Origin of the sequence: Mesorhizobium sp. WSM4976, from assembly GCF_029625685.1 — a bacterium.
Taxonomy (GTDB): Bacteria; Pseudomonadota; Alphaproteobacteria; order Rhizobiales; family Rhizobiaceae; genus Mesorhizobium.
This window is the reverse complement of record NZ_JARTVT010000017.1, coordinates 98,586-122,279: the sequence shown is the minus strand read 5'-3', so window position 1 is coordinate 122,279 and position 23,694 is coordinate 98,586. Positions and strand designations below refer to the sequence as shown.

Here is a 23,694-nt window from a genome sequence, read left to right as displayed (position 1 = left end):
TGGCTGTTCCTACTCGAGGACCACCAGCGGCATTCCGTACTCGACCGGCTGGGCATCCTCGATGAGGATCGCCGTCACCGTTCCAGCGCGCGGCGAAGGAATCTGATTCATCGTCTTCATCGCCTCGATGATCAGAAGCGTCTGACCTTCCTTCACCCTCTGGCCGATCTCGACGAACGGCTTGGCGTCGGGCGAGGGGGCCAGATAGGCTGTGCCGACCATCGGCGAAGGCACGGCGTTCTTCGACTGATCGGCAGGCGCCGCGGCGGCGTTGCCGGCCGGCTGAGCCGCAGCGGTCACTGGAGCAGCGGCGAGCGCCGGCAGGGGCGCGGCAACCGCGTGGACAGCCTGCGACTGGCGCGACACTCGCACCTTGAGGTCGCCGAGCTCGACCTCGATCTCGGTCAGATTGGTGTCGTTCAGAATGCCCGCCAGATCGCGGATCAGCTGCTGGTCAACACCGGTCTTTTTTATCGACATTTTCGAGCCTTCTGTTTGGGGGCCGGTCACAGGCGTGCCGCCAGTGCCTGAAGCGCGAGCGTGTAGCCAAGCGGCCCGAAACCGCAGATCATGCCGACAGCGACCGGCGCGACCATGGAGACGTGGCGGAAGGGCTCCCGCGCGTGGATATTGGAAAGATGGACTTCCGCGACGGGCAGCGGCGCAACAGAGCGGATGGCGTCGTGGATGGCGATCGAGGTGTGGCTGTAGGCGCCGGGATTTATGACAATGCCTGCAGCCTTGTCGCCGGCTTCCTGGATCCAATCGACCAGATCGCCCTCATGATTGGACTGGCGAAAATCGATCTCGAGTCCCAGTGCGGCGCCCGCCGCCTTGCAGTCCTCGGCGATGGCCGCAAGCGTCTTGCCGCCATAAATTCCCGGCTCGCGTTTGCCGAGCGCATTGAGATTGGGACCGTTGAGGACAAAAATCGTTTTCAATATGCCGACCTTGTTTCACGCCGACCCCAAGCCGGCGCACTGGGCCTCTATAATGGGCATAGTCGCCCGCGAAAAGAGCGCAAGTGCGTTCTTGCGCTGTCCACAGCGGCGGGCTTCTTGCATCCGCAAGCGCTTACAGCGCGCTCTTGGCCTGTTCGATCTTTTCCGCCAGAACCTGCTGGCCGAGCGCTCCGAAGATCACCTCGTTGCCGACCACATAGGACGGCGTGCCGGTGATCGACAGTTTCGTAGCAAGGTCATAGGTGCGCGAAATCGTTTCGGCGATGCGGGGATCCTTCATCTTCTCGCGCAGCGTCGCCTCGTCGGCGCCGAGCGAAAGCGCCACCTTGATGGCGGTGGATTCGGTGGCGCGGCCCTGGCCGCCGAGCAGCGCGGTATGGAATTCGCCGTATTTCTCCGGATGCATCAGGTGGAACGCCATGGAGACGACGCTGGCCTTTTGCGAATCCGGGCTGAGGATCGGGAACTCCTTGAGCACGAAGCGCAGGTCCGGGTCGGACTTGGTCAGGGCCTGCATGTCCTCGATGGCGCGTTTGCAGAAACCGCAATTGTAGTCGTAGAACTCGACTATCGTGACCTTGCCATTTGGGTTGCCGACGACGCCGTCGAAGGTCGAGTTGAATATCTCGTCCTTGGAATTCTTGATGACGCCTAGTGCCGCGAGCCGCTGCTCCTCCTTCTGCTTGGCCTCAAGCGCGTCCTGCACCTCGAGCAGAACCTCCGGGTTCTTCAAGAGATAATCGCGGATGATGCCCTCGACCTCCTTGCGGTCGATCTTGGTATCGGCGGAGGCTTTGGTGTCGGTGGAGGACGTGGCCTGGGCCACCTGCACGGTGTCGGCCTTCGCGGCCTGGGGATTTCCCGCCACGAAACCGAAGGCCAGCATGCCGAGCGCCACCGCCAGGCCGCCGGCACTGCCAAGCAGGATTGCCTTGTTCATTATCGTTGTTCCTTTTGCCTGTCCCGGTGCGCTTTGGTCGCCGCCAACGTCCCGGAGGTTCATTTCCGTTTGTTCGATGGCGTGTAGTTAATGATATCCTGAGCGCGGACCCATTGGGGTTCGCCGCGCTTCAATTTCTGTTGAGCGCGCATGGCGAAGATCTTCGCATTCTTGTAGTCGCCCGCATAGTAGTGACCCTCCGCGGTGGCGAGATCGGCGGCTGGAATGTCGCCCTGTTCTCCATAGGCCTGCGCCAGGAAGCGATAGGCATCGGCATTCTCCTTGTCCCGCCCGACGCCGTTGTTGAGCTGGACCACGGCCTTTTTCAGTGAATCGGGCGTGCCCACGGCCATCAGCGCCTGGCCGAGCGAGACCAGCAGCAGTCCGGAATGCGCTGGATCGAGGCTCACTGCCTTGGCATAGGCGTCCGCCGCGTCCTTCGGCTTGTTCGCCTTCATCAGGATATCGCCGCGCAGTTCCTGGAAATAGGGGTTCTTCGGCTGCTCCTTGATCAGCGCCGCCGTCTTGGCGAGTGCGGCGCCCGGATTGCCGTAAAGATAGGTCTGCTGCGCGTCGCCATAGCGCGACGCAAGGCTGATCGGGTTCTTGCGCATCAGCCGGGCGACGGCCGCTTGGCCCTGCATGTAGGCGGCGATCTTGATGCGCATCATGTCGTGCCGCTGCTGCAGCGCCGGCGGGTCGACAACGTTTACGAAGGGGCTCTGCTTGACCAGCACCTCAAGGTTGGCGATGCGCTCCTGCGGCATCGGATGGCTGATCCGGTAGGGATCCACCTGCGTGCCGGCGAGCGACAGCGCGCTCTGGAAGCGGCCGAAGGTCTTCAGCATGCCCATGCCGGACTGGCCGGTGGCGTTGAGATAGGTGATCGCCGAGCGGTCGGCGGTGATCTCTTCGGTACGCTGATAGGCAAGGATCGAGCGCTGGGCCATCTCACCGCCGCCGGCGGCGACGCCCATGCCGGCGCCCGCCAGGCCCTTGCTGTTGGTGGTGGCGCCGGCAACCATAGCGCCGGCGCCAAGCAGCGTGGCGATGATGGCCATTGTCTTGGCGCGGTCGAGTTGATCGCGCAATTTCTGCTGGTGTCCGCCTGCGATATGGCCTGCCTCGTGCGCGATGACGCCGATGACCTCGTTCGGCGTTTCAGCCGTCACCAGCGCGCCGGTGTTGATGAACAGGCGCCGCCCCGTGACGAAGGCGTTGAAACTCGGATCATTGACCAGAACAATGTCGATGCCGTCATTGGCAAGCCCCGCGGCCTTGAAGATCGGCCGGGCATAATCGCGCACCAGCGCCTCGATCTCGGCGTCGCGCACCACTGGCACGCCTTGCGCGAAGGCATTGACCGAGCTCGATACGGCAACGGCGGCCGCAAGCATAAGTGTCGCAAAACCCCGCGCGGTTCGGCTGAGGGAGGTCGATCTGCCAATCGATGGTCGGAGTCGGCTCAACATAGGTCCACTGGTAGACGAGCGGGCGAAAGATGAAAAGTCGGCGCCGGCAACTTCCTGCGCGCTTGTGATCCCCACATCAATCGGGCATTTGTGCGGCGCTGCCCCTTTAACTAGGGCAGTTCAGGGCAAGTCTGCACTGCGTGCGTCCAGAATTCACCGAAATAGAGCAGTTGAAAGAGGTCAAATGGTCGTTTCGCTTTCGCGCCGGGGAGAGGTCGAGCCCTTCCATGCCATGGACATCCTGGCCGAAGCCAACCGGCTGAAGGCCACCGGCGTGCCCGTGGTGTCGATGGCCGTCGGCCAGCCATCGGATCCCGCGCCGGCCGGCGTCCGCGCAGCGGCGGCCGCGGCCTTAAGGCATGGCCGCATCGGCTACACCGACGCGTTGGGCCTGGCCGATCTGCGCAAGGCCATCGCGGCGCATTATGGCGAGCATTACGGGATCGACGTGGCGCCGTCGCGCATTGCCGTCACGACCGGCTCGTCGGCCGCCTTCAACCTCGCCTTCCTGGCGATGTTCGATCCGGGTGACCGCGTCGCCATCGCCGCGCCCGGCTATCCTGCTTACCGCAACATCACGGCCGCGCTTGGCATCGAGATCGTCGAGATCGAGCTCGGTGCGGACGCCTACCTGCATGCCGATCACCTGAAGAGCGCGCATCGCGATATGCCGCTGAAGGGCGTGCTGTTTGCCAGCCCCGCCAATCCGACTGGTGCGGTGATCCCGGCGGACGAACTTGCGGCCCTGGTGAAAACGGCGGAGGAACTCGGCATCGCCGTCATCTCGGACGAGATCTACCACCGGCTGGCCTATGCGGCACCGGATGTCACCGCGCTGGCGCATGGCGCCGGTGTCACCGTCATCAACTCCTTCTCGAAATACTATTGCATGACCGGTTGGCGCATCGGCTGGATGGTGTTGCCGCACGAACTGGCGCGGCCGGTCGAGCGTATTGCCCAGAGCCTCTATATCTCGCCGCCGGAACTGTCGCAGATCGCCGCGATTGAGGCCTTCAAGGCCACGGAGGAGCTCGAAAAGGTGAAGGCGCGCTATGCCCTGAATCGCGACCTTCTGATGAAGCGCCTGCCCGAACTCGGCTTTGCGCTTGCAGCACCCATGGACGGCGCCTTCTACGCCTTCTGCGATGTCACCCGTCACACCAACGACAGCATGGCCTTTGCTCGCAAGATGCTTGCCGAGGCGCATGTCGCGGCGACGCCAGGGCGCGATTTCGACCCATTGCAGGGGCATCGCACCATGCGCTTTTCCTATGCCGGCAGCCATGACGACATGGTCGAGGCGCTGGCCCGCATCGAACGCTGGCTGAAATAGAAGTCATGCCGGAACTCGAGCAAGCATTGGCGGAAGTCGCCGCCGAAATGGCTGAGCGCACCGATCGCGGCAAGGTGGCCACCTACATCCCGCAACTCGGCAAGGTCGATCCGAAGAAATTCGGCATCGCCGCCGTGACCAATGATGGCCGCGTCATCCTTGCCGGCGATGCCGATCAGCCCTTTTCCATCCAAAGCGTCTCGAAGGTCTTCACCCTCACGCTGGCGCTGGGAAAGGTCGGCGATGCGCTCTGGCAGCGTGTCGGCCGCGAGCCGTCCGGCAATCCGTTCAACTCGATCGTCCAGCTTGAGCATGAGAACGGCATCCCGCGCAATCCGTTCATCAATGCCGGCGCCATCATCGTCTCCGACGTGTTGCTCGCCGGCCATCAGCCGCGCGAGGCGATCGGCGAGATCCTGCGCTTCATCCAGTTCCTCGCCGATGACGAGACGATCATCATCGACCGCGAAGTGGCGGCATCCGAGCGGGCCACCGGCTACCGCAACTTCGCTCTGGCCAACTACATGAAATCCTTCGGCAATCTTCATCATGAGCCGGAGTTGGCGCTGGGCGTCTATTTCCACCACTGCGCGGTCGCCATGAGTTGCCGGCAGCTCGCCATGGCGGGCCGGTTCCTCGCCAACGGCGGCAGGAATCCGGCGACCGGACACTCCGTCGTGTCACCGGGGCGGGCGCGCCGCATCGGCGCGTTGATGCTGACCTGCGGTCACTATGACGGGTCCGGCGATTTCGCCTTCCGCGTCGGCATTCCCGGCAAAAGCGGCGTCGGCGGTGGCATTTTGGGCATCGTGCCAGGGGTGGCTTCGCTTGCTGTCTGGTCGCCCGGCCTCAACGAAAACGGCAACTCCAAGCTAGGCTCCATCGCCCTGGAGAAGCTCGCCCGGATGATGAACTGGTCGATCTTCGCGCCGTAAAAAGCAATTCCGGGACAGTGCGAAGCGGTTTCCGACCTTGCGTGGAAACAAAAAATCCCGCGCCGTATCTGGCGCGGGATTTTTTTAAAAGATCAGTCTAACGACCTGAAAGGCTTAGAAGAAACCCTTGCGCTGCCACCAGCCGGCGCGCTTCGGCCTGTCCTCGGCCTTGGCCTCTTCGGACACGTTCGAGGACACGACGGGAACAACCGGCGCGTCGATCGATTGCGGCTTGCGCCGCGTCGGGTGCGGGTTGGCGGCAGGTTCCGCCTCGGTCGCCGCGGAAGCAGCAGGCTCCGGCTCCGGCTCGGCCGTCACGGGCGCGACCTGAGCTTCCGCCACAGGTTCGGACACGGTCTCTGCCACGGCTTCCTCGGCGGCTTTCTTGGCTCGCGAACGGCGGGGCTTCTTCGGCTTTTCGACTGCCTCGGCATCATCATTGGCGGCCGCGGGAGTAAGAGGCTGCTCGGGCGCGGCTGCTGCCGCCGGCTCGGCTGCGGCTTCTTCATCCCCCGCTGCTTCGTCCTCGACCTCGCCACCGACGGCCTCTGAAGCCTCGTCGTCACGGCGGCTGCGCTTGCCGCCACGCTTGCCGCGCCGGCGCTTCTTGCCGGAAGCATCATCGGTGGCGGTTGCCTCGCCTTCGCCGACAGCAGTCGCCTCCTGAGCTACTTCTTCCGTTGCATCCGCAGCATCGTCGCCGGTTTCGCCAGCTTCCGCCGGCGCCGCCGTGACATCCCCATTATGCTCGCGGTCGCGGTCCCTGCCGCCACGCCGCCGCCGGCGCTTGCGACGCTTGCGATCACGGCCTTCGCCGTCCTCGGACCGTTGCTGGTGCTGGCCCTGCTGCTGCGGGTGGCGCGACTGCTCGGCCTGCGCCGCGACGTCTTCTTCTTCCTCGACGATGATCTCGTCCTCGGGCTCTTCCGGCTCGACATAAGCCGGCAGGCTGCGCACCTCGACGAAGCCTTCCGGCTTCTCGGCAATAGCGCCGCGGAAGATCGCGTAATGCTGGGTGCCGAGCGTTTCATCGGCCTCGATCGTGATCGTCAGGCCGAAGCGGGCCTCGAGCTCAACGAGGTTGGCGCGCTTGTGGTTCAGCACATAAAGCGCCGTCGCGGCCGGCGTGCGCACGATGATGTGGCTGCGCGAATCCTTGAGCAGGAATTCCTCGATCGCCCGCACCACCATCAGCGCCACGGAAGAATCGGAACGCACATGGCCAGTGCCGCCGCAATGCGGGCAGGGCTTCATGGTCGATTCCAGCACGCTGGCGCGGATGCGCTGGCGCGACATTTCCATCAGGCCGAAATGCGAGATGCGGCCGACCTGGATGCGAGCGCGGTCGTTCTTGAGGTGATCCTTCAGCCGCTTCTCGACTGAGCGGTTATTGCGGTTCTCCTCCATATCGATGAAATCGATGACGATGAGGCCGGCAAGGTCGCGCAGCCTGAGCTGCCGCGCAACTTCCTCGGCCGCCTCCAGATTGGTGTGGAGGGCGGTCTCCTCGATCGAATGCTCCTTGGTGGAGCGGCCGGAGTTGACGTCGATCGAGACCAGCGCCTCGGTCTGGTTGATGATGATGTAACCGCCGCTCTTCAGCGTCACCTGCGGCTGCAGCATGCGGTCGAGCTGCGCCTCGATGCCGTTGCGCACGAAGATCGGCGTGGTGTCGCGGTAGGGCTGAACCACCTTGGCGTGGCTCGGCATCAGCATGCGCATGAAGTCCTTGGCCTCGCGGTAACCGTCCTCGCCTGAGACCAGGATCTCGTCGATATCCTTGTTGTAGAGGTCGCGCACCGAGCGCTTGATCAGGCTGCCTTCCTCGTAGACGAGGGCAGGGGCCGTGGATTGCAGTGTGAGGCTTCGGACGTTCTCCCAAAGCCGCATCAGATATTCATAGTCGCGCTTGATCTCGGCCTTGGTGCGGCTTTCGCCCGCGGTGCGCAGGATGACACCCATGCCCTGCGGCACGTCGAGGTCGGTCACGACCTCCTTCAGCCGCTTGCGGTCCTGGGCGTTGGTGATCTTGCGCGAGATCCCGCCGCCGCGCGCCGTGTTCGGCATCAGCACCGAATAGCGGCCGGCAAGCGAAAGATAGGTGGTGAGCGCGGCGCCTTTGTTGCCGCGCTCTTCCTTGACCACCTGCACCAGAAGGATCTGGCGGCGCTTGATGACTTCCTGAATCTTGTACTGGCGGCGGACCGGCTTGCGGCGATTGCGGATTTCCTCGAGCGCGTCCTCGGCGCCAACCGACTCGACCTCGTGCTCGTCCGAATGCGAGGCCGAGACATCCTCCAGCATGCCGCGATCATTGTCGCTGGCGGCTTCGCCGCTCTGCTCGGGCTGATCCGCCTGCGGGACCGCCTCGGAAATCACGTCGGCTTCGACGCTAGCGGCAATCGAGGTGGGGCCACCTTCGGCCGGCTTGTCGTTCTCGTCGTCCGTTGCCTGGTCGCCGCCGGTCTCGGCGGCGGGCTCTTCAGCCGTTTCCCGGTCGGTTTCGACTTCGACGGCTTCGGCGACGATCGAGGCATCTCCTGGCGCGGCATCGGCGGTCTCGCCCCCAGCCTCCTCGCTCCCGGCAGCCTCTGCGGCGGGTTCTTCAAGGGCTGCGGGCCCGGCCGGGCTTTCCTCGCTTTCCGGGGAAGCGTGTCTGTGCTCCCCGCGGTCGCGGTTCTTGCCGCCGCGCCGACGGTTTCGCCGGCCGCCGCGATCGCGCGCCTGCTGCTCCTCGCCGTTCTCCGCTTCCTCATCGTCTTCGTCCTCGGCCTCCTGCGCTTCGGCACGCAGCAGAGCCTGACGGTCCGCGACCGGGATCTGATAATAGTCGGGGTGGATTTCACTGAAGGCGAGGAAACCGTGGCGGTTGCCGCCATACTCGACAAAGGCTGCCTGGAGGGAAGGTTCGACGCGGGTTACGCGGGCGAGGTAGATGTTTCCTTTGAGCTGCTTCTTGTCCTGTGATTCAAAGTCGAATTCTTCGATGCGGTTACCGCGAACGACGACAACGCGTGTTTCCTCCGGGTGGGAGGCGTCTATCAGCATCTTGTTGGGCATTATCTTGTTTCCTGCCGGCAGCCGACGGCCGCAGCTGGCGTGGCAATGCCCGCCGCTGTGCGCCTGTATCTGTGTGCATGCCGGATAATTGAATGTCCGCTAGCCGCCGCTTGAGCGCAATGGCGGTGCCGCCCGCAGCCATTATGGCGCGGTTTGATGCGGACCTTTCCATGATTGCGCTTGAAGCCATCGGCACCCAGCAGAACCTTTTGAACCAAAGCCCGGGCTGAGCCGGACCAGCTTGTTTGCTCACGAAGAGCCGGCGCGGGGCAAACCCGGCCGTTTTTCTCACGCAAGCGATTCCCCCGCCACGGGAGCACGCCTGCGAAAATCGTCGCGACCACCTGAGCCTGGAAGAATGAAGGAGCCGCCTTTGCATCCGACCTTTGGCAGGAAACTGCCGAGGCGAGCGGTTCCAGGATTGCAGTGATCCAACGTCGCTTTTATGATTTGGCGGGATGGAAGGCAACCCCGATTTCGGATGCCGGCAAAAAGTGCTTCCGTTGGGGAAGGTGGCCTTCGCCTCACCCTGTGAAAGGCTTGGTTAACCTTCTCTGAATACCAATCGTTAATCGAATTGGCGGCCTTACGGGCGAGAAGACCGGACGCAATGCGTCAAATCGGGAGCGACGGACAAGAGATGGGACTGGCGGGGAGCGCGGACAAGAGGGGTGGGGCCGCGGCGCATTTCACGCGCATGGCCTGGGCCGCCTTGCTGCTGGCGCTGCTGCTTTGTTTCGCGGCCGCCGCGCATGCCGACGCCCTGCTTGGCGCTACCGGCTACAAGATGGCCGGCGATGCCGCCAAGATGCGCATCGTCGTTAATTTCGACCGCGAGCCGGACGTCAAATGGTTCCTGTTGCGGGGCCCCGATCGCCTGGTCGTCGACCTGCCGCGCACGCGATTCGCGCTTGAGGCCAAGGATGTGAAGCCGCGCGGCCTTGTAAGGGCCGTCCGCTACGGCGATCAGGGACACGGTTCGCGACTGGTCCTCACCGGCAAGGGGCCTTTCGCCGTCGACAAGCTCGACGTGCTCAAGAACGACGACGGAACCGGCTACCGCATAGCCATCGATATGTCGGCCGCCTCCGAACGGGAATTCGACGAGGCTCTCGCCAACCAGTCACTGACCACCGGTTCGACGGTCTCCACCGAGAAAGGCGAGCGGGTCGGCACCGGGCCGATCTCGGCGCCCAGTCATCGCTTCACGGTGGTGATCGATCCGGGCCACGGCGGCGTCGATGGCGGCGCCGAAAGCTCAGCCGGCACCGTCGAGAAGGACGTCACGCTCGCTTTTGCCAAGGAATTGCGCGACAAGCTGGCCGCGGTCGGCAAGTACGATGTCTTCATGACACGCGACGACGACGTCTATCTGGCGCTTGACGAGCGTGTGCGCATCGCGCGCCAGCACGAGGCGGATCTGTTGATCTCGATCCATGCTGATACGATCGCTGTCAAAGGTCTTCGCGGTGCCACGGTCTACACGCTCTCGGACAAGGCCTCCGATCCAGAGGCCCAGGCGCTCGCCGATCGCGAGAACCTGTCCGACCAGTTCGCGGGAATGAAGATCGAGGACGACAAAAAGGAAGTCACCGACATCCTGATCGACCTGATCCGCCGGGAAACGCATGGCTTCTCGATGAGCTTCGCCCATACGCTGGTCGGCCAATTGTCGACCAGTGTCGGCCTCATCAACAATCCGCAACGCTCGGCCGGCTTCAGGGTGCTCAAGGCTCCGGACGTGCCGTCCGTTCTGGTCGAGCTTGGCTACCTCTCCAACAGCAAGGACGAGGCGCAATTGCTCAACGCCGACTGGCGCGGCAAGGCGGCGCAAAGCATAACCAACGCGGTCGCCCTGTTTGCCGCGGCCAAGGCCGGAACGGCGACGGGCGGTTGACCGGCCGCGCCGATCACAACCACCGGGCGTCTACAACCACAAGCGGCCGTTGCATCACGACAACACCCGGCGCTATTATTTAATGACCGAGTCCTCAAATCTCGCGCTGCCGTATTTTGTCCACATGGTCGCGACATGGGTCTGTGATTGCGGATTGGGACCGCCCCGGGAAGCTTGCGCGACTGTCGGCTTCGTTTAGGAAATTCCCGAACCTCGGACTGGAGCGGGCATGATTCGTCTCATCGGCTATTTCTTCGGCATCGGCACGACGCTGGCGTTGCTGGTGGCGGCCGGCCTTGCCCTCTATATCAGCCATGTCGCGAAGGACCTGCCCGACTACGAGGTTTTGGCCAAATACGAACCGCCGGTGACGACGCGCATTCATGCCTCCGACGGCTCGCTGATGGCGGAATATGCGCGCGAGCGGCGCCTCTATCTGCCGATCCAGGCGATCCCGGATCGCGTCAAGGCCGCCTTCATGTCGGCCGAGGACAAGAATTTCTACAACCACCCCGGCATCGACGTCACCGGCCTCGGCCGCGCCATCATCGTCAACCTGCAGAATCTCGGCTCCGGCCGGCGCCAGGTCGGCGCTTCGACCATTACCCAGCAGGTGGCGAAGAACTTCCTGCTCACCTCGGACCAGACCTACGAGCGCAAGATCAAGGAGATGATCCTGGCCTTCCGCATCGAGCAGGCCTATTCCAAGGACCGCATCCTCGAGCTCTATCTCAACGAAATCTTCTTCGGCTTCGGCGCTTATGGCGTCGCGGGCGCCGCGCTCACCTATTTCGACAAGTCGGTCAACGAACTGACGGTCGCGGAAGCCGCTTATCTCGCCTCGCTGCCGAAGGGCCCGAACAACTATCATCCCTTCAAGCACGCGGACCGGGCGATCGAGCGCCGCAACTGGGTCATCGACCAGATGGTGGAGAACGGCTACGTAACCCGCGAGGAAGGTGCCAAGGCCAAGGCGGAGCCACTCGGCGTGACGCCGCGCCGCAACGGCTCCTATCTGTTTGCCGGCGAGTATTTCACCGAGGAAGTCCGCCGCCAGATCATCGCCCGCTACGGCGAGAATGCGCTTTATGAGGGCGGCCTGTCGGTCCGCACCACGCTCGATCCCAAGATCCAGCTCATCGCCCGCAAGTCGCTGCAGAACGGCCTGCTCAAATACGACATGCTGCGCGGTTACCGCGGTCCGGTCACGCATATCGACATTTCCGGCGACTGGGGCGTGCCGCTCGGCAACGTGAAAGGTCTCGAGGACGTGCCGGAATGGACGCTGGCCGTTGTGCTCGACAGTTCTGATGCCGGTCTGACCATTGGCCTGCAGCCGGCGCGCCAGGTCTCCGGCGATCTCGTCAAGGATCGCGTCCAGGGCACCGTCAGCAAGGACGACATGGGCTTCGCCATGCGCCATTTCGTCAATGGCAAGTCCGTCAGGGCGAAGTCTCCGGCGGAGGTGCTGGAGCCCGGCGACGTCGTCTTCGTGCAGAAGAATGATGGCTCCGACAACACCTATATGCTGCGCCAGGTGCCCGAGGTCGAAGGCGGTCTCGTCGCCATGGATCCGCATACCGGCCGCGTGCTTGCCATGGTCGGCGGATTCTCCTACGCGCAGTCCGAGTTCAACCGCGCGACCCAGGCGATGCGCCAGCCCGGCTCCTCGTTCAAGCCGATCGTCTATTCGGCAGCGCTCGACAATGGTTATACCCCGGCCTCGGTGATCATGGACGGCCCGATCACCATCCAGAGCGGCAACACCACCTGGACGCCGAAGAACTATGACGGCACTGTCGCGGGGCCGGCCACCTTGCGCTCCGGCATCGAGAAGTCGCGCAACCTGATGACGGTGCGGCTCGCCAACGACATGGGCATGAAGCTGGTTGTGGAATATGCCGAGCGCTTCGGCGTCTACGATCATCTGGCGCCTTATCTGCCGATGGCGCTGGGCTCAGGCGAGACGACCGTCATGCGCATGGTCTCGGCCTATTCGATCATGGCCAATGGCGGCAAATCGATCAAACCCTCGCTCATCGACCGCATCCAGGACCGCTACGGAAAGACGGTGTTCAAGCAGGATGAGCGCGGCTGCGAAGGCTGCAACGCAACCGAATGGAAGAACCAGCCCGAGCCGGAGCTGGTCGACAATTCCGAGCAGGTGCTCGACCCGATGACGGCCTACCAGATCACTTCGATGATGGAAGGCGTGGTCCAGCGCGGCACCGGCGCCACCATCGGCGAGCTCGGCCGCCACATCGCCGGCAAGACCGGCACCACCAATGACGAGAAGGACGCCTGGTTCATCGGCTTCACGCCAAACCTCGTCGTTGGTCTCTACATGGGCTACGACACGCCTCGCGGTCTCGGTAAGGGCGCCACGGGCGGCGGTCTCGCCGCGCCGATCTTCAAGGATTTCATGCGCGTGGCGCTGGATGGCAAGCCGAACACCGACTTCCAGGTTCCAGACGGCATGAAGCTCATCGCCATCAACCGCAAGACCGGCATGCGCGCCGCCGAAGGCGATCCCAACACCATCGTCGAGGCGTTCAAGCCCGGCACCGGCCCGGCCGACAGCTATTGGGTGATCGGCATGGGCGCGGATGGCTCCAACGGCTCGGGTGGCGCGCTGTCGCCACAAGCCAACCAAGCCATCCAGGACGGCGGCGGCGGGCTCTACTGACGTCTCGATAGCTCTGAATGGGCTGGCGTCTTACCTTTTCCGGAAACCGGATTCCGCTTTTCGGGATCACGGTTGAGCCGGCCCATTTCGCTTTACAGGCGGCGATGCCGTGCCTATGTATCGCGCCTATTCCGAAAAGACCGAAAAGAACAGGACCGAACGAAAAGCCATGCGCGCGGAAACGCAAAACATTGTCGACGAGATCAGGCAGGCGATAACCCTGCTGAGGAGGCATCTTTGACTGGGATCAGGCTGTAAAGCGGCTTGAATATCTGAATTCGCGCGCCGAGGATTCCAGCCTCTGGAATGATCCGATCGAAGCGCAGAAGCTGATGCGGGAGCGCCAGGGACTGGAGGACGGTATCGCCGCCGTGAAGGGGCTGACCCAGGCGCTGGAAGACAATATCGGCCTGATCGAGCTCGGCGAGGAAGAGGGCGACGACGGCATCATCGCGGAAGCGGAGGCTGCGCTGCGCTCGATGCAGGGCGAAGCGAAGGCCCGGCAGGTGGAGACGCTGCTCTCCGGCGAAGCCGACGCCAACGACACCTACCTCGAAATCCATGCCGGCGCAGGCGGTACCGAAAGCCAGGACTGGGCTTCGATGCTCCTGCGCATGTACACGCGCTGGGCCGAGCGCCGCCGTTTCAAGGTCGAGGTGCTGGAAGTCCATGACGGCGAAGAGGCGGGCATCAAGTCGGCCACCGTACTGATCAAGGGCCACAACGCCTATGGCTGGCTGAAGACCGAGTCCGGCGTCCACCGCTTGGTGCGCATCTCGCCTTACGACAGCAATGCGCGGCGCCACACCTCTTTCGCCAGCGTCTGGGTCTATCCCGTAATCGACGACTCGATCGAGATCAACGTTTCCGAAGCCGACGTGCGCATCGACACCTATCGTTCATCGGGTTCGGGCGGCCAGCACGTCAACACCACCGACTCGGCGGTCCGCATCACCCATCTCGCGACCGGCATCGCGGTTGCCTGCCAGGCCGAGCGCTCGCAGCACAAGAACCGCGCCAAGGCCTGGGAAATGCTGCGCTCGCGCCTCTACGAGGAAGAGCTGAAAAAGCGCGAGGCGGTCGCCAACGCCACGGAGGCGTCGAAGAGCGACATCGGCTGGGGCCACCAGATCCGCTCTTATGTGTTGCAGCCCTATCAGCTCGTGAAGGATCTGCGCACCGGCGTTGAAAGCACCTCGCCGTCGAGCGTGCTCGACGGCGACCTGGACGATTTCATGGAAGCCTCGCTCTCCCATCGCATCGAGGGCGGCGCGGGCGAAGCGGTGGCGGACCTGGATTAGGAGACCTGGCGCCGCATGGATGAGCCGGTGACGCGCAAACTTACCGGGAAATGCTTCTGCGGCGCCGTCCACTATGAAGTGGCGGACGAATTCGTCTATGCCGCGAACTGCCACTGCTCCAACTGCCGGTGCACGACGGGGTCGGCGTTCAAGCCCTTCGCCGGCATCGGGCGCGACAAGTTCCGCCTCACCACTGGCGACGACAGGCTGCTGATCTACGGCGACGAAAACGGCCATGACGCGCATTGCGGCCACTGCGGCTCGCTCGTCTATTCGTTGGTCCGCGATGGCGCCTACGTCCATGTCGCCATGGGGACGCTGATGGACGATCCAGGCATTCGGCCGAGCGCACATATCTTCGTCGGTTCAAAGGCGCCGTGGTTCACGATTACAGACGACCTGCCGCAATATCGTGAACATGCCGAGGGCTGAAGGCCGGAACCTCCGTTGGCGGAACTTCGTTCTTAGGCACCCTGGGCGTAGGCCGTGGTCTGGTTGTTGCCAGCCAGGTCTGCGCATCCTTTCCGTCGCCGATGCTTGAAGCCCGGCGCGTCGCCATGGCGCGCCCACTTCTTGCGCTGGCTATGGAATCAGCTCAGCATCCGAGCTGTGGGATAGAAGCATTTATGGCCGGACGCGGCATAAACTGCGACTGACGATCCGGCCACTGGGAAGACACGTTCCGGGAACGGGCAAGCTGAAACGCTTGATGCTCGAAAGGAACGTTTCGATGTCTGCTGCCATATCAAGATCGGCCCAAGCCGTTCGACCGGCTGGCCGACTTTTGTTCTCCCTGTTCGCAATTGGAGCCATCTCGGTGCTGGCGCCGCCGGCCGTCGCGCACGACGCACAACCCACGGCGGCCATGCCGCAGGGCTGGAAGTACCCTTTTGCATGTTGCGCCAACTTCGACTGCAAGGAAGTGCCGCAGTCATCGATCAGCGAGCGGCCCGAAGGCTATGTCATAAAAGGCACGGGCGAGGTGGTGGCCTACAGCGACAAGCGGGTCAAGAACTCGCCCGACGGCGAATATCATTGGTGCGCGCATCAAGCTGGGCTCGACGCCGGCAAGACCATCTGCCTATTCGTGCCGCCGCCCTCTTACTAAAGCATATCTCCCGAAAGTGGGAACCGGTTTCGGGATAAAGACATGGGTAACATCAAAGACCTAAAGCACATGGAGCGAATCCGAAGAATCGCGACGGCTTCAGGCTGCTAAAGGTGCTGCGGAAGAGGGCCAAGCGCAAGCCTGACCCATAGCGGTAGAACGTCTCTATCCTTGCCGACAGACGGTTGTCAGGACGGCTTCTTTATGTTGCTTTGCCGCAGCGGGCGCGGCGGACAACGGAGGGGTGAGTTCATGACCATCAAAGGTAGCTGCCACTGCAAGGCGACAACCTTCGAGGTCGCCGAGGCGCCGCAGACGGTGACGCAATGCACATGCTCGTTTTGCTCCAAGCGGGGATCGCTGTGGGCCTATTATGTGCCGTCGCAATTCAAGCTCACAAGCCCGCCGGAGAACGTCTCCTTCTATCGATGGGGCTCGAAGACCGTGAAGCATGGTTTCTGCGCCGTTTGCGGTTGCGGCACCTTCACCGAAACGCCCGACTGGTCGACCGGGAAGCCGGATTTCGACAATCCCAAGATCAGCGTGAATTCGCGGCTGTTCGACGATTTCGATGTGGACAAGGTCGAGGTGGTGGTCATCGACGGCAAGAATCTGTGGTAGAGCGAAGCGAGAACGGCCGACGGGTTTTGCGGCCGCATTCCCGTTCCGTTTTTCGCCGCATTTCATGCTACAAGGCTGCGGAAGGGCTGATTTGGCGTGGCCGCAAGGGCTGCGAACTGGAGAGGGACCAATCTCATGAAGAAGACCGTGCTCGTCGTCGTGGCGACGGCTGTGCTGGTGAGCGCCTGCACCACCACCGATCCGTATACCGGCGACCAGAAGATTTCCAACACGGCGGCCGGCGCCGGCCTTGGCGCCCTGGCAGGCGCCAGCCTTGGTCTGCTCGCCGGCGGCAATGACCGCCGCAACGCCTTGATTGGCGCGGGCATCGGCGCGCTCGCAGGGGGCGCGATCGGGGCGACCATGGACCAGAACGAGGCCGAGCTTCGCCGCCAGCTGCAGGGCACCGGCGTCAGCGTCACCCGCAGCGGCGACCAGATCATCCTCAACATGCCGTCCGACATCACTTTCAACGTCGACCAGGACGCGGTGAAGCCGGGCTTCTATCCGGTGCTGAATTCGGTCGCGCTGGTGCTGAAGAAGTTCCGTCAGACCACGGTGGACGTGTTCGGCCACACCGATTCGACCGGCGGCGACCAGCACAATTTCGACCTGTCGCAACGCCGGGCGCTTGCCGTCGCCAATTATCTGGCCGGCCAGGGTGTCGATCAGCGCCGCTTCGCGGTGACCGGCTTCGGCAAGACGCGTCCGATCGCATCGAATGCCACGGCCGCCGGCCGCGAGCAGAACCGGCGCGTCGAAATCCAGCTGTCGCCGCTCACCTGAGAAGGCCGCGCCAACAGCGCAGCGCCATCAAGGCAAAACGGTCCCGTACGGGGCCGTTTTTTTGTCGGCTCGGTCCAAAGATGGGTCGAAGGTCTTAGGACATTAGCTTTTCCTAATTCGTGCTTTTCAAATCCAGGGAAAGGACTAACATCCTGCTGTTCCAGAGGGGATGGGGCGGGCAAAACGGCCGCGCAATCAGCATCTGCCGCCCCGGTCTTGCACGGCCAGATCAAGGGAATCTGGGAGGAATGCATGAAAAGAACAGCTCGCCTCGGGCGCTGCGGCGTCCTCGTTTTGACTGGCCTTATCGGCGCATGGCTCGGAGCGGCTACGGCTCGGGCGGAGGACGCCAACAAGGTCGACATCGAAGCCCTGAAGAAATCGCTGGCCAAATATGAAGATTACACGGCCGCCATCCGCGACCTCTATTTGTCGACCGAAGGCTGCGTCTACTATGCTGGCGAGAAGATAGACGGCGCGATGTACTATCCGAAAGGGGCCATGGGGATCCATTTTGTCAACGTCCCGAGCATCGGCAAACCGCTCGACCCGATGAAGCCCAACGTCCTGATCTACGAGCCGACCGGCAAAGGCCTGAAGCTGGTTGGTGTGGAATGGCTGGTGCCGTTGACGCCGGACGTGAAGGAGGTTCCGACGTTGTTCGGCCAGAAATTCATGGGGCCGATGGAAGGACATTATCCGCTCATCCCGAGGGAGTTTGTCCACTACGACCTGCATGCCTGGCTGTTCAGGGACAATCCGAACGGCATGTTCACCCCCACGAATCCCAAGGTGAAATGCACCAAGGCCGAGTTCCCGATGCTGGAGAAGCCGACCAAGATGATGCCTGGTCCAATGTAGGACAGGGTGAGCAAGCAGCTTAAAAAGAAACGGCCCTGTTTGGGGCCGTTTTCATTCCTGCTCGTACTGGCGGGAAGCCTCAGACTTTCGCGACGATCCGCATAAAGGCCGGCACGTCGTCGCCGAAACCGACGGTCGCGTCGTCTTCCTCGCGATGGCGGCCCGGGCGGTCGCGCTGCGGGCGGGCATCGCCGCGCTGTTCCTGACGGTTGCCGGAGCCCTTGCGCTCGTTCTCGGAACGGATCGCATCCTTGCGGGCGCGGCGTTCAGCGATATCGGCCACTTCGGCGATCGGCTGCTCGTCGCGCACGGCTTCAGGAGCCTCGTCGCGCTTGGCGTGACGGTCCTTCCGGCGCTCGCCGCCTTCTTTTCGATCGTCCTTGCGGTCGTCGTCCTTGCGGCCGGCCCGGCGAGGCGCGCCGCGGCCACGGCGCGGCTGCTCCTCGCCCTCGCTCTCGGTCACGGTCGACAGGTCACCGTCATGCCATTCGATCTTGGTTCCGATCAGCCTCTCGATGGCGTCGACATATTTGGTGTCGGCGCGCGTGGTGATGGTGAAGGACTTGCCCGCGCGCCCGGCGCGGCCGGTGCGGCCGATGCGGTGGACATAGTCCTCGGCATGGATCGGCACGTCGTAGTTGAAAACGTGGCTGACATCGGGAATGTCGAGGCCGCGCGCGGCGACGTCCGAGGCAACGAGATAGCGTAGCTTGCCGTCGCGAAAATTGTTGAGCATCTGCATGCGCGCACGCTGGTCCATGTCGCCATGCAGCGCGCCGGCATCGAAATCATGCTTCAGCAGAGAGCGGAACAGCTCCGACACTTCGACCTTGCGGTTACAGAAGATGATGGCGTTCTTCAGGTCGGCGTCTTCGGCCTTGATCAGATTGCGCAGCGTCTCGCGCTTCTCCCACGGCTTCTTGCCGGATTTCACCAGGCGCTGCGTGATGCTGGTCGCGGTGGATGCAGCCTTCGAGACTTCCACCCGTACCGGCGCATGCAGGAATTTCTCGGTGAGCTTAGTGATCTCCGGCGGCATCGTCGCCGAGAAGAACAGCGTCTGGCGCGTGAACGGGATCATCTCGCAAATGCGCTCGATGTCGGGAATGAAGCCCATGTCGAGCATGCGGTCCGCTTCGTCGATGACGAGGATCTCTACGCCATTGAGCAGGAGCTTGCCGCGCTCGCGGTGGTCAAGCAGGCGGCCGGGCGTTGCGATCAGCACATCGGCGCCACGTTCAAGCTTCTTGTCCTGCTCATCGAAGGAGACGCCGCCGATCAGAAGCGCGATGTTGAGCTTGTGGTTCTTGCCGTATTTGATGAAGTTTTCCTCGACCTGCGCGGCGAGCTCGCGCGTCGGCTCGAGGATCAGCGTACGCGGCATGCGGGCGCGTGCCCGGCCTTTTTCCAGGCGGGTCAGCATCGGCAGCACGAAGGAAGCGGTCTTGCCGGTGCCGGTCTGGGCGATGCCCAGCACATCCTTGCCGAGCAGCGCATGCGGGATGGCGCCGGCCTGGATCGGAGTCGGCTTGGTGTAGCCGGCATCTGAGACTGCGGAGAGGACCTTGGGCGAAAGGCCGAGGTCTGAAAATGTCAACGCTTCTTGAGCGGTCGTGATGTCTGAGGACAAGTGTTTGTTGTCTTTGGCTGGTTCGGGAAATCGCAACGCGTGTTGCGGCAGGCGCCACGCGCCTGCGAGATCGCGGTTGCAGTTAGGCGCAAGTCCGCGATTTGTCAACAGAAACAGCCGCGAATCCCGGTGATTGTGAAAACGTAACCTTAATCGCGATGCTTAAAGCGCGTCGCGTTGAAACGGAATCAGGCTACGCGCTTCAAGTCTTTGCTTGATGCATGTCGTTTTCCCAAAACCGCTTCGCACTTTTGAGCGACATGCATTGATCGAACCAGAATCGTTGCGCCGGCTCAGTATCGGAACTGCTCGGCAAGGATGCGTTCATTCCAGGAATGGTTCGGATCGAACAGCAAAGTTGCCGTAGCCGTCGGCGATTCCCGCACGGTGACCGAGGCCACCGCTTTGACCTCGGTATGGTCCGCGGCGGCATTCACCGGACGCTTTTCGGCTTCCAGTATGTCGAAACGCACGGTCGCCTTGTTGGACAGCAGCGCCCCGCGCCAGCGGCGCGGCCGGAAAGGGCTGACGGGCGTCAATGCCAGGAGCGGCGCATCGAGCGGCAGGATCGGCCCGTGAGCCGACAGATTATAGGCCGTAGAGCCGGCGGGGGTGGCGATCATGACGCCGTCGCAGTTCAGCTCCTCCAGCCGCACCTGGCCGTCGATGGTGATGCGGATCTTCGCCGTCTGGTAGGACTGTCGCCACAGTGCCACTTCGTTGATGGCCAGCGCCAAAACGGATTCGCCGTCATGCGTCACTGCGGCCATTTCCAGCGGACGGATCGTCTCGGCGACCGCGGCGGCGACGCGTTCCTCGAGACCACCGGCGCGATACTCGTTCATCAGGAAGCCAATGGTGCCACGGTTCATGCCGTAGACCTTCTTGCCGGTGCTCATCGTGTCGCGCAGCGTCTGCAGCAGGAAGCCATCGCCGCCCAAAGCCACGATGATGTCGGCCTCGGCAACCGATATCTGGCCATAGCGCGACGACAGGCTCTGCAACGCTGCCCGGGCGTCGTCAGTGTCGGAAGAGACGAAGGCGAAACGGCTGGCGGCTTTGCTCATGGCTCCCGGAGGGCGACCATCTGCGGGGCCGCGCCGGCGACGGCGTAGCATGCGTCGCCTGTATCTGTGAAGGGCGCAGCGGCCGGCTGGCCCACCCGGCAATCGCGCTTCGTGACAGCCGCGACATGAATGTGATGGCCACAATGGTTAAGAGGAAGCTTAAACACTCGTAAAGCCGGATCGATCATGTTAGCCGACAGTGGATGGGTTGGCGGGGGCTGGCCAGTCGAGAGACCTGTCTATTGCCGGTAACGCGTCTGATCATAGTCTTCCTGATGATGGGAAGTTTCGCGCTGATGTTCGCGGAACTCGTGCGTCAGTCGGAAGAGATGAGCCAGCGGCCGCAGCCGACAGTGTCCCGTTGCGGTGACGCCACGGGAACGCCTTGCCCGCAACGGGCGCTGTAGGCTTCGCTTCCCCTCATCGTTCAGCCGCCCTGCAGGTGGCAGCCCGCTTTGCGTTTGCCCGCGACATATTCGTCGATGAGTTGCCGGTAGCGCACCTTGCCGAAGCTCGGGAAATGGCCGCCATGCACGACCGAGACATCGAGCTCGCGCAGGGCCAGCAGTGTGTCGACATAGTCATCGATATCGGAGTGGTAGACGTCGTCGATCAGCGGTCCATCATAGACGATGTCGCCCGACAGCAGGATGCCGGTCTTTTTCTCGTACAGAGCGATGCCGCCCGGCGAGTGACCCGGCGTGTGGATGACCTCGAAGGCGCGATCGCCGAGATCAATCACGTCGCCATGCTCAAGCAGTTGGCCGGCGGGGGCCGGCGGGATACTGTAGCGTGCCCTGTCCCATCCCCGAGGCAAACGATCGAACATCTCCTCATTGGCGTAACGGTCCGCCACCGTCCATTCGTTGCGCGGATCGGCGAGGATTGCAGCTTCCGCCGAATGCACGCAGCGATACGGGAACTCGTGATGACAGCCGATATGGTCGAAATGGGTGTGGCTGGCGACACAGGTGAGCTTGCGCTCGGTGACCAGCGGCACATGGTTTCTCAGGCTGAAATGGCCGAGGCCGGTGTCGAACAACAGGTCGCGGTCGCGCCCGCGCACATGCCAGATGTTGCAGCGGAAGAACGGTTTTATCCACGGCTCATGGATGAGCGTGACGTCGTCGCCCATGCGGATTGTTTCGTACCAGTCCGGAGCCTCGATGACCGGAAGCATGCCCATGGATCAGTCCGCCAGCAGGATGATGTCTTGAGCGTTGCATGAAACCGCTATCGTGTCGCCTGCCTGAACGGTGGCGGAAGCGGAAGTCTTGGCGATGAACTGCAGTGCCGGATCCAGCGTCGACGTGGCCAGCACGCGCTTGAAGCTGCCCTGGAAGACGACGTCGCCGACCTCGGCGGCGCCGAGCGCGACATTGCCTTTCGCTTCGGTGAGAACCAGGTGCTCGGGCCGGATCGCGAGCGCGACCGTGGCGCCGGCAGGTGAGGCGCCGGGCAGTGAAATCGGCCCGACCGCCGTCGAGGCCGTGACGATCCCGTTCTCCGCTCCGGTCACGGTGCCGGCCAGGATCGTGCTTTCGCCCATGAAGGTCGCCGAGAAGCGCGTCTTCGGCCGCGCATAGACGCGCTCGGGCGGCCCTTCGTCCTCGATGCGGCCGTCATTCATCACCACGCAATGGTCGGCCAGCGCCATCGCCTCTTCCTGGTCATGCGTGACATGGACGAAAGCGGTGCCGACCCGCTTCTGGATCGCCTTCAATTCGTCCTGCATCTGCCGGCGCAGTTTTAGGTCGAGTGCGCCGAGCGGCTCGTCGAGCAACAGCACCGCGGGCTCGATAACAAGTGCCCGGGCCAGCGCCACGCGCTGCCGCTGGCCGCCGGAGAGCTGATGCGGCTTCTTGTCGAAGGCGGCCGCCAGGCCGACGAGAGCCAGCGCATCGCGCGCCTTCGCCGCCCGGGTCGCGCCGTCGACACCCTGCATGCGCAAGCCGAAACCTACATTGCCGCCGACGCTCATATGCGGAAACAGCGCATAATCCTGGAACACGGTGGTGGTCGGGCGCTTGGCCGGCGGCACGGCGGTGCAGTCCGCGCCCCGGATGAACACCTTGCCTTCGCTGGGCGTGACGAAGCCGCCAAGGATCGACAGCAGCGTCGTCTTGCCGGAACCCGACGGCCCAAGCAGGATCGTGTAGCTGCCGGGGTCGATCGCCAGCGAGACGTTCTTCAGCACCGGCAGCTGGCCGAACTGGTGCGAGACGTTGCGGATGTCGACGAGGGGCGCGCTCATGCCGGCTTTCTCCGCAACAGCGTCAGTTCGAAAAACACCACCAGCACGATGGAGACGGCAAAGACCAGCGAGCCGACGGCATTGGTCTTGGGGTTGAGGCCGGAGCGCAAGAGGTTCCAGATTTCCACGGGCAGCGTCGTCTCGAAGCGGGTAAGCAGGAAGGAGATGACGAACTCGTCCCAGGAAAAGGTCATCGACAGGAAGAAGCCGGCGAAGATCGCCGGCGCCATCACCGGCACAGTGATCATCAAGAGCACCTTCCATTCGGCGGCGCCCAGGTCGCGCGCGGCGCGCTCGATGTTGATCTGGTGATCGCCCATCTGGCTGTAGATGATGGCGAAGCAGAGCGGCAGGTTGATCACGACATGGCCGATGCCGGCCGCTACAAGCGATTTCGGCACGCCGGCCCAGTTGAACAGCACCAAAAGCCCCATGCCGATGATCAGGTAGCTAACGGTGAGCGGCAGCGTGATCAGACCGCGCAGGAAGGCCGAGCCCGGCAGCACGAAACGGGCAAAACCCCAAGCCGAGAGGAAGCCGAGCGTGACCGAAGCGAGCGAAGAAAGCACCGCCACCAGCAGCGAGTTGACCAGCGCGGAGGTCAGCCGCGCGTCGGAAAGCACCGCCTGATACCAGCGCAGCGACGGGCCGGTGAAGGGCGGAATCGGGAAGGAGGTCGCCTGCAGCGAGAAGAGCACCAGCACGACCACCGGCAGGAAGATGAAGCCATAGATGGCGATGGCGTAAAGCCAGGCGGTGAGGCGGACGAGGGCGCGCATGA

At 63.2% G+C, this 23,694-nt stretch carries 21 protein-coding genes; 11 read left to right on the top strand and 10 right to left on the bottom strand.

Annotated features, from left to right (window positions below; translation table 11 throughout):
* Nucleotides 1-9: 9 nt before the first annotated feature.
* From accB to P9272_RS21200, 4 genes are all read right to left on the bottom strand, one after another.
* Nucleotides 10-480: an acetyl-CoA carboxylase biotin carboxyl carrier protein gene (gene accB / locus P9272_RS21215; protein ID WP_128260844.1), complete on the bottom strand. Its 471-nt coding sequence runs from the start codon at nucleotides 478-480 to the stop codon at nucleotides 10-12.
* A gap of 26 nt (nucleotides 481-506) precedes the next feature.
* Nucleotides 507-941, bottom strand: coding sequence for a type II 3-dehydroquinate dehydratase (gene aroQ / locus P9272_RS21210; protein WP_278162052.1), 435 nt, complete (start codon nucleotides 939-941; stop codon nucleotides 507-509).
* Between the two features lie 133 nt (nucleotides 942-1,074).
* Nucleotides 1,075-1,902 (bottom strand): DsbA family protein, encoded by an 828-nt coding sequence (locus P9272_RS21205; RefSeq protein ID WP_278162050.1) that lies wholly within the window; start codon nucleotides 1,900-1,902, stop codon nucleotides 1,075-1,077.
* Nucleotides 1,903-1,961: 59 nt separating this feature from the next.
* Entirely contained in the window at nucleotides 1,962-3,374 is a 1,413-nt protein-coding gene (locus P9272_RS21200) for a M48 family metalloprotease (RefSeq protein WP_278162049.1), read from the bottom strand.
* Nucleotides 3,375-3,558: 184 nt separating this feature from the next.
* On the opposite strand from P9272_RS21200, the gene P9272_RS21195 reads away from it, so the two are divergent.
* Nucleotides 3,559-4,707: an aminotransferase class I/II-fold pyridoxal phosphate-dependent enzyme gene (locus tag P9272_RS21195; protein WP_278162048.1), complete on the top strand. Its 1,149-nt coding sequence runs from the start codon at nucleotides 3,559-3,561 to the stop codon at nucleotides 4,705-4,707.
* 5 nt (nucleotides 4,708-4,712) lie between these two features.
* The gene (locus tag P9272_RS21190; protein ID WP_278162047.1) at nucleotides 4,713-5,642 is read left to right on the top strand and encodes a glutaminase; all 930 of its coding nucleotides are present in this window, start codon (nucleotides 4,713-4,715) and stop codon (nucleotides 5,640-5,642) included.
* Nucleotides 5,643-5,756: 114 nt separating this feature from the next.
* Here P9272_RS21190 and P9272_RS21185 read toward each other — a convergent pair whose 3' ends face one another.
* Complete coding sequence (locus P9272_RS21185) at nucleotides 5,757-8,702, bottom strand: Rne/Rng family ribonuclease (protein WP_278162046.1); 2,946 nt, start codon at nucleotides 8,700-8,702, stop codon at nucleotides 5,757-5,759.
* A gap of 92 nt (nucleotides 8,703-8,794) precedes the next feature.
* On the opposite strand from P9272_RS21185, the gene P9272_RS21180 reads away from it, so the two are divergent.
* The 9 genes from P9272_RS21180 to P9272_RS21140 all read left to right on the top strand — a co-directional run bounded on the left by P9272_RS21180 (nucleotide 8,795) and on the right by P9272_RS21140 (nucleotide 17,962).
* Nucleotides 8,795-8,932 (top strand): hypothetical protein, encoded by a 138-nt coding sequence (locus P9272_RS21180; RefSeq protein ID WP_181592135.1) that lies wholly within the window; start codon nucleotides 8,795-8,797, stop codon nucleotides 8,930-8,932.
* Between the two features lie 467 nt (nucleotides 8,933-9,399).
* Nucleotides 9,400-10,599 (top strand): N-acetylmuramoyl-L-alanine amidase, encoded by a 1,200-nt coding sequence (locus P9272_RS21175; protein WP_278162088.1) that lies wholly within the window; start codon nucleotides 9,400-9,402, stop codon nucleotides 10,597-10,599.
* Nucleotides 10,600-10,828: 229 nt separating this feature from the next.
* Entirely contained in the window at nucleotides 10,829-13,285 is a 2,457-nt protein-coding gene (locus tag P9272_RS21170; protein WP_128260852.1) for a penicillin-binding protein 1A, read from the top strand.
* A gap of 169 nt (nucleotides 13,286-13,454) precedes the next feature.
* Nucleotides 13,455-14,586, top strand: a protein-coding gene (gene prfB, locus P9272_RS21165) for a peptide chain release factor 2 (RefSeq protein WP_128260880.1) whose coding sequence is annotated in 2 segments (ribosomal slippage) — nucleotides 13,455-13,520 and nucleotides 13,522-14,586 — 1,131 coding nt in all. Because the reading frame shifts where the segments join, the coding sequence is not laid out codon by codon here.
* A gap of 15 nt (nucleotides 14,587-14,601) precedes the next feature.
* Nucleotides 14,602-15,018: a GFA family protein gene (locus P9272_RS21160; protein ID WP_278162045.1), complete on the top strand. Its 417-nt coding sequence runs from the start codon at nucleotides 14,602-14,604 to the stop codon at nucleotides 15,016-15,018.
* Nucleotides 15,019-15,316: 298 nt separating this feature from the next.
* The gene (locus tag P9272_RS21155; protein ID WP_278162044.1) at nucleotides 15,317-15,694 is read left to right on the top strand and encodes a hypothetical protein; all 378 of its coding nucleotides are present in this window, start codon (nucleotides 15,317-15,319) and stop codon (nucleotides 15,692-15,694) included.
* 252 nt (nucleotides 15,695-15,946) lie between these two features.
* The gene (locus P9272_RS21150) at nucleotides 15,947-16,315 is read left to right on the top strand and encodes a GFA family protein (protein ID WP_278162042.1); all 369 of its coding nucleotides are present in this window, start codon (nucleotides 15,947-15,949) and stop codon (nucleotides 16,313-16,315) included.
* 135 nt (nucleotides 16,316-16,450) lie between these two features.
* The gene (locus P9272_RS21145; RefSeq protein WP_128260855.1) at nucleotides 16,451-17,101 is read left to right on the top strand and encodes an OmpA family protein; all 651 of its coding nucleotides are present in this window, start codon (nucleotides 16,451-16,453) and stop codon (nucleotides 17,099-17,101) included.
* A gap of 252 nt (nucleotides 17,102-17,353) precedes the next feature.
* Nucleotides 17,354-17,962 (top strand): hypothetical protein, encoded by a 609-nt coding sequence (locus P9272_RS21140; RefSeq protein WP_278162039.1) that lies wholly within the window; start codon nucleotides 17,354-17,356, stop codon nucleotides 17,960-17,962.
* 79 nt (nucleotides 17,963-18,041) lie between these two features.
* Here P9272_RS21140 and P9272_RS21135 read toward each other — a convergent pair whose 3' ends face one another.
* The 5 genes from P9272_RS21135 to P9272_RS21115 all read right to left on the bottom strand — a co-directional run bounded on the left by P9272_RS21135 (nucleotide 18,042) and on the right by P9272_RS21115 (nucleotide 23,692).
* Nucleotides 18,042-19,592, bottom strand: coding sequence for a DEAD/DEAH box helicase (locus P9272_RS21135; protein ID WP_278162037.1), 1,551 nt, complete (start codon nucleotides 19,590-19,592; stop codon nucleotides 18,042-18,044).
* A 293-nt stretch (nucleotides 19,593-19,885) separates the two neighbouring features.
* Entirely contained in the window at nucleotides 19,886-20,659 is a 774-nt protein-coding gene (locus P9272_RS21130; RefSeq protein WP_278162035.1) for an NAD kinase, read from the bottom strand.
* A gap of 427 nt (nucleotides 20,660-21,086) precedes the next feature.
* Entirely contained in the window at nucleotides 21,087-21,845 is a 759-nt protein-coding gene (locus tag P9272_RS21125; RefSeq protein ID WP_278162033.1) for an MBL fold metallo-hydrolase, read from the bottom strand.
* Nucleotides 21,846-21,848: 3 nt separating this feature from the next.
* Nucleotides 21,849-22,913 carry an ABC transporter ATP-binding protein gene (locus tag P9272_RS21120; protein ID WP_278162032.1) on the bottom strand — a complete coding sequence of 355 codons (1,065 nt, stop codon included), beginning with the start codon at nucleotides 22,911-22,913 and terminating at the stop codon, nucleotides 21,849-21,851.
* Nucleotides 22,910-23,692, bottom strand: a complete 783-nt coding sequence (locus tag P9272_RS21115; protein ID WP_128260862.1) for an ABC transporter permease — start codon at nucleotides 23,690-23,692, stop codon at nucleotides 22,910-22,912. The genes P9272_RS21120 and P9272_RS21115 overlap by 4 nt, the downstream gene beginning before the upstream one ends.
* Nucleotides 23,693-23,694: the final 2 nt, after the last annotated feature.

Excerpts from the sequence above, each read along its gene's own strand:
- accB (WP_128260844.1), bottom strand. The coding sequence starts at position 480 with ATGTCGATAAAAAAGACCGGTGTTGACCAGCAGCTGATCCGCGATCTG.
- P9272_RS21205 (WP_278162050.1), bottom strand. The coding sequence starts at position 1,902 with ATGAACAAGGCAATCCTGCTTGGCAGTGCCGGCGGCCTGGCGGTGGCG.
- P9272_RS21200 (WP_278162049.1), bottom strand. The coding sequence starts at position 3,374 with ATGTTGAGCCGACTCCGACCATCGATTGGCAGATCGACCTCCCTCAGC.
- P9272_RS21195 (WP_278162048.1), top strand. The coding sequence starts at position 3,559 with ATGGTCGTTTCGCTTTCGCGCCGGGGAGAGGTCGAGCCCTTCCATGCC.
- P9272_RS21190 (WP_278162047.1), top strand. The coding sequence starts at position 4,713 with ATGCCGGAACTCGAGCAAGCATTGGCGGAAGTCGCCGCCGAAATGGCT.
- P9272_RS21185 (WP_278162046.1), bottom strand. The coding sequence starts at position 8,702 with ATGCCCAACAAGATGCTGATAGACGCCTCCCACCCGGAGGAAACACGC.
- P9272_RS21180 (WP_181592135.1), top strand. The coding sequence starts at position 8,795 with ATGTCCGCTAGCCGCCGCTTGAGCGCAATGGCGGTGCCGCCCGCAGCC.
- P9272_RS21175 (WP_278162088.1), top strand. The coding sequence starts at position 9,400 with ATGGCCTGGGCCGCCTTGCTGCTGGCGCTGCTGCTTTGTTTCGCGGCC.
- P9272_RS21170 (WP_128260852.1), top strand. The coding sequence starts at position 10,829 with ATGATTCGTCTCATCGGCTATTTCTTCGGCATCGGCACGACGCTGGCG.
- P9272_RS21160 (WP_278162045.1), top strand. The coding sequence starts at position 14,602 with ATGGATGAGCCGGTGACGCGCAAACTTACCGGGAAATGCTTCTGCGGC.
- P9272_RS21155 (WP_278162044.1), top strand. The coding sequence starts at position 15,317 with ATGTCTGCTGCCATATCAAGATCGGCCCAAGCCGTTCGACCGGCTGGC.
- P9272_RS21150 (WP_278162042.1), top strand. The coding sequence starts at position 15,947 with ATGACCATCAAAGGTAGCTGCCACTGCAAGGCGACAACCTTCGAGGTC.
- P9272_RS21145 (WP_128260855.1), top strand. The coding sequence starts at position 16,451 with ATGAAGAAGACCGTGCTCGTCGTCGTGGCGACGGCTGTGCTGGTGAGC.
- P9272_RS21140 (WP_278162039.1), top strand. The coding sequence starts at position 17,354 with ATGAAAAGAACAGCTCGCCTCGGGCGCTGCGGCGTCCTCGTTTTGACT.
- P9272_RS21130 (WP_278162035.1), bottom strand. The coding sequence starts at position 20,659 with ATGAGCAAAGCCGCCAGCCGTTTCGCCTTCGTCTCTTCCGACACTGAC.
- P9272_RS21125 (WP_278162033.1), bottom strand. The coding sequence starts at position 21,845 with ATGGGCATGCTTCCGGTCATCGAGGCTCCGGACTGGTACGAAACAATC.
- P9272_RS21120 (WP_278162032.1), bottom strand. The coding sequence starts at position 22,913 with ATGAGCGCGCCCCTCGTCGACATCCGCAACGTCTCGCACCAGTTCGGC.
- P9272_RS21115 (WP_128260862.1), bottom strand. The coding sequence starts at position 23,692 with ATGCGCGCCCTCGTCCGCCTCACCGCCTGGCTTTACGCCATCGCCATC.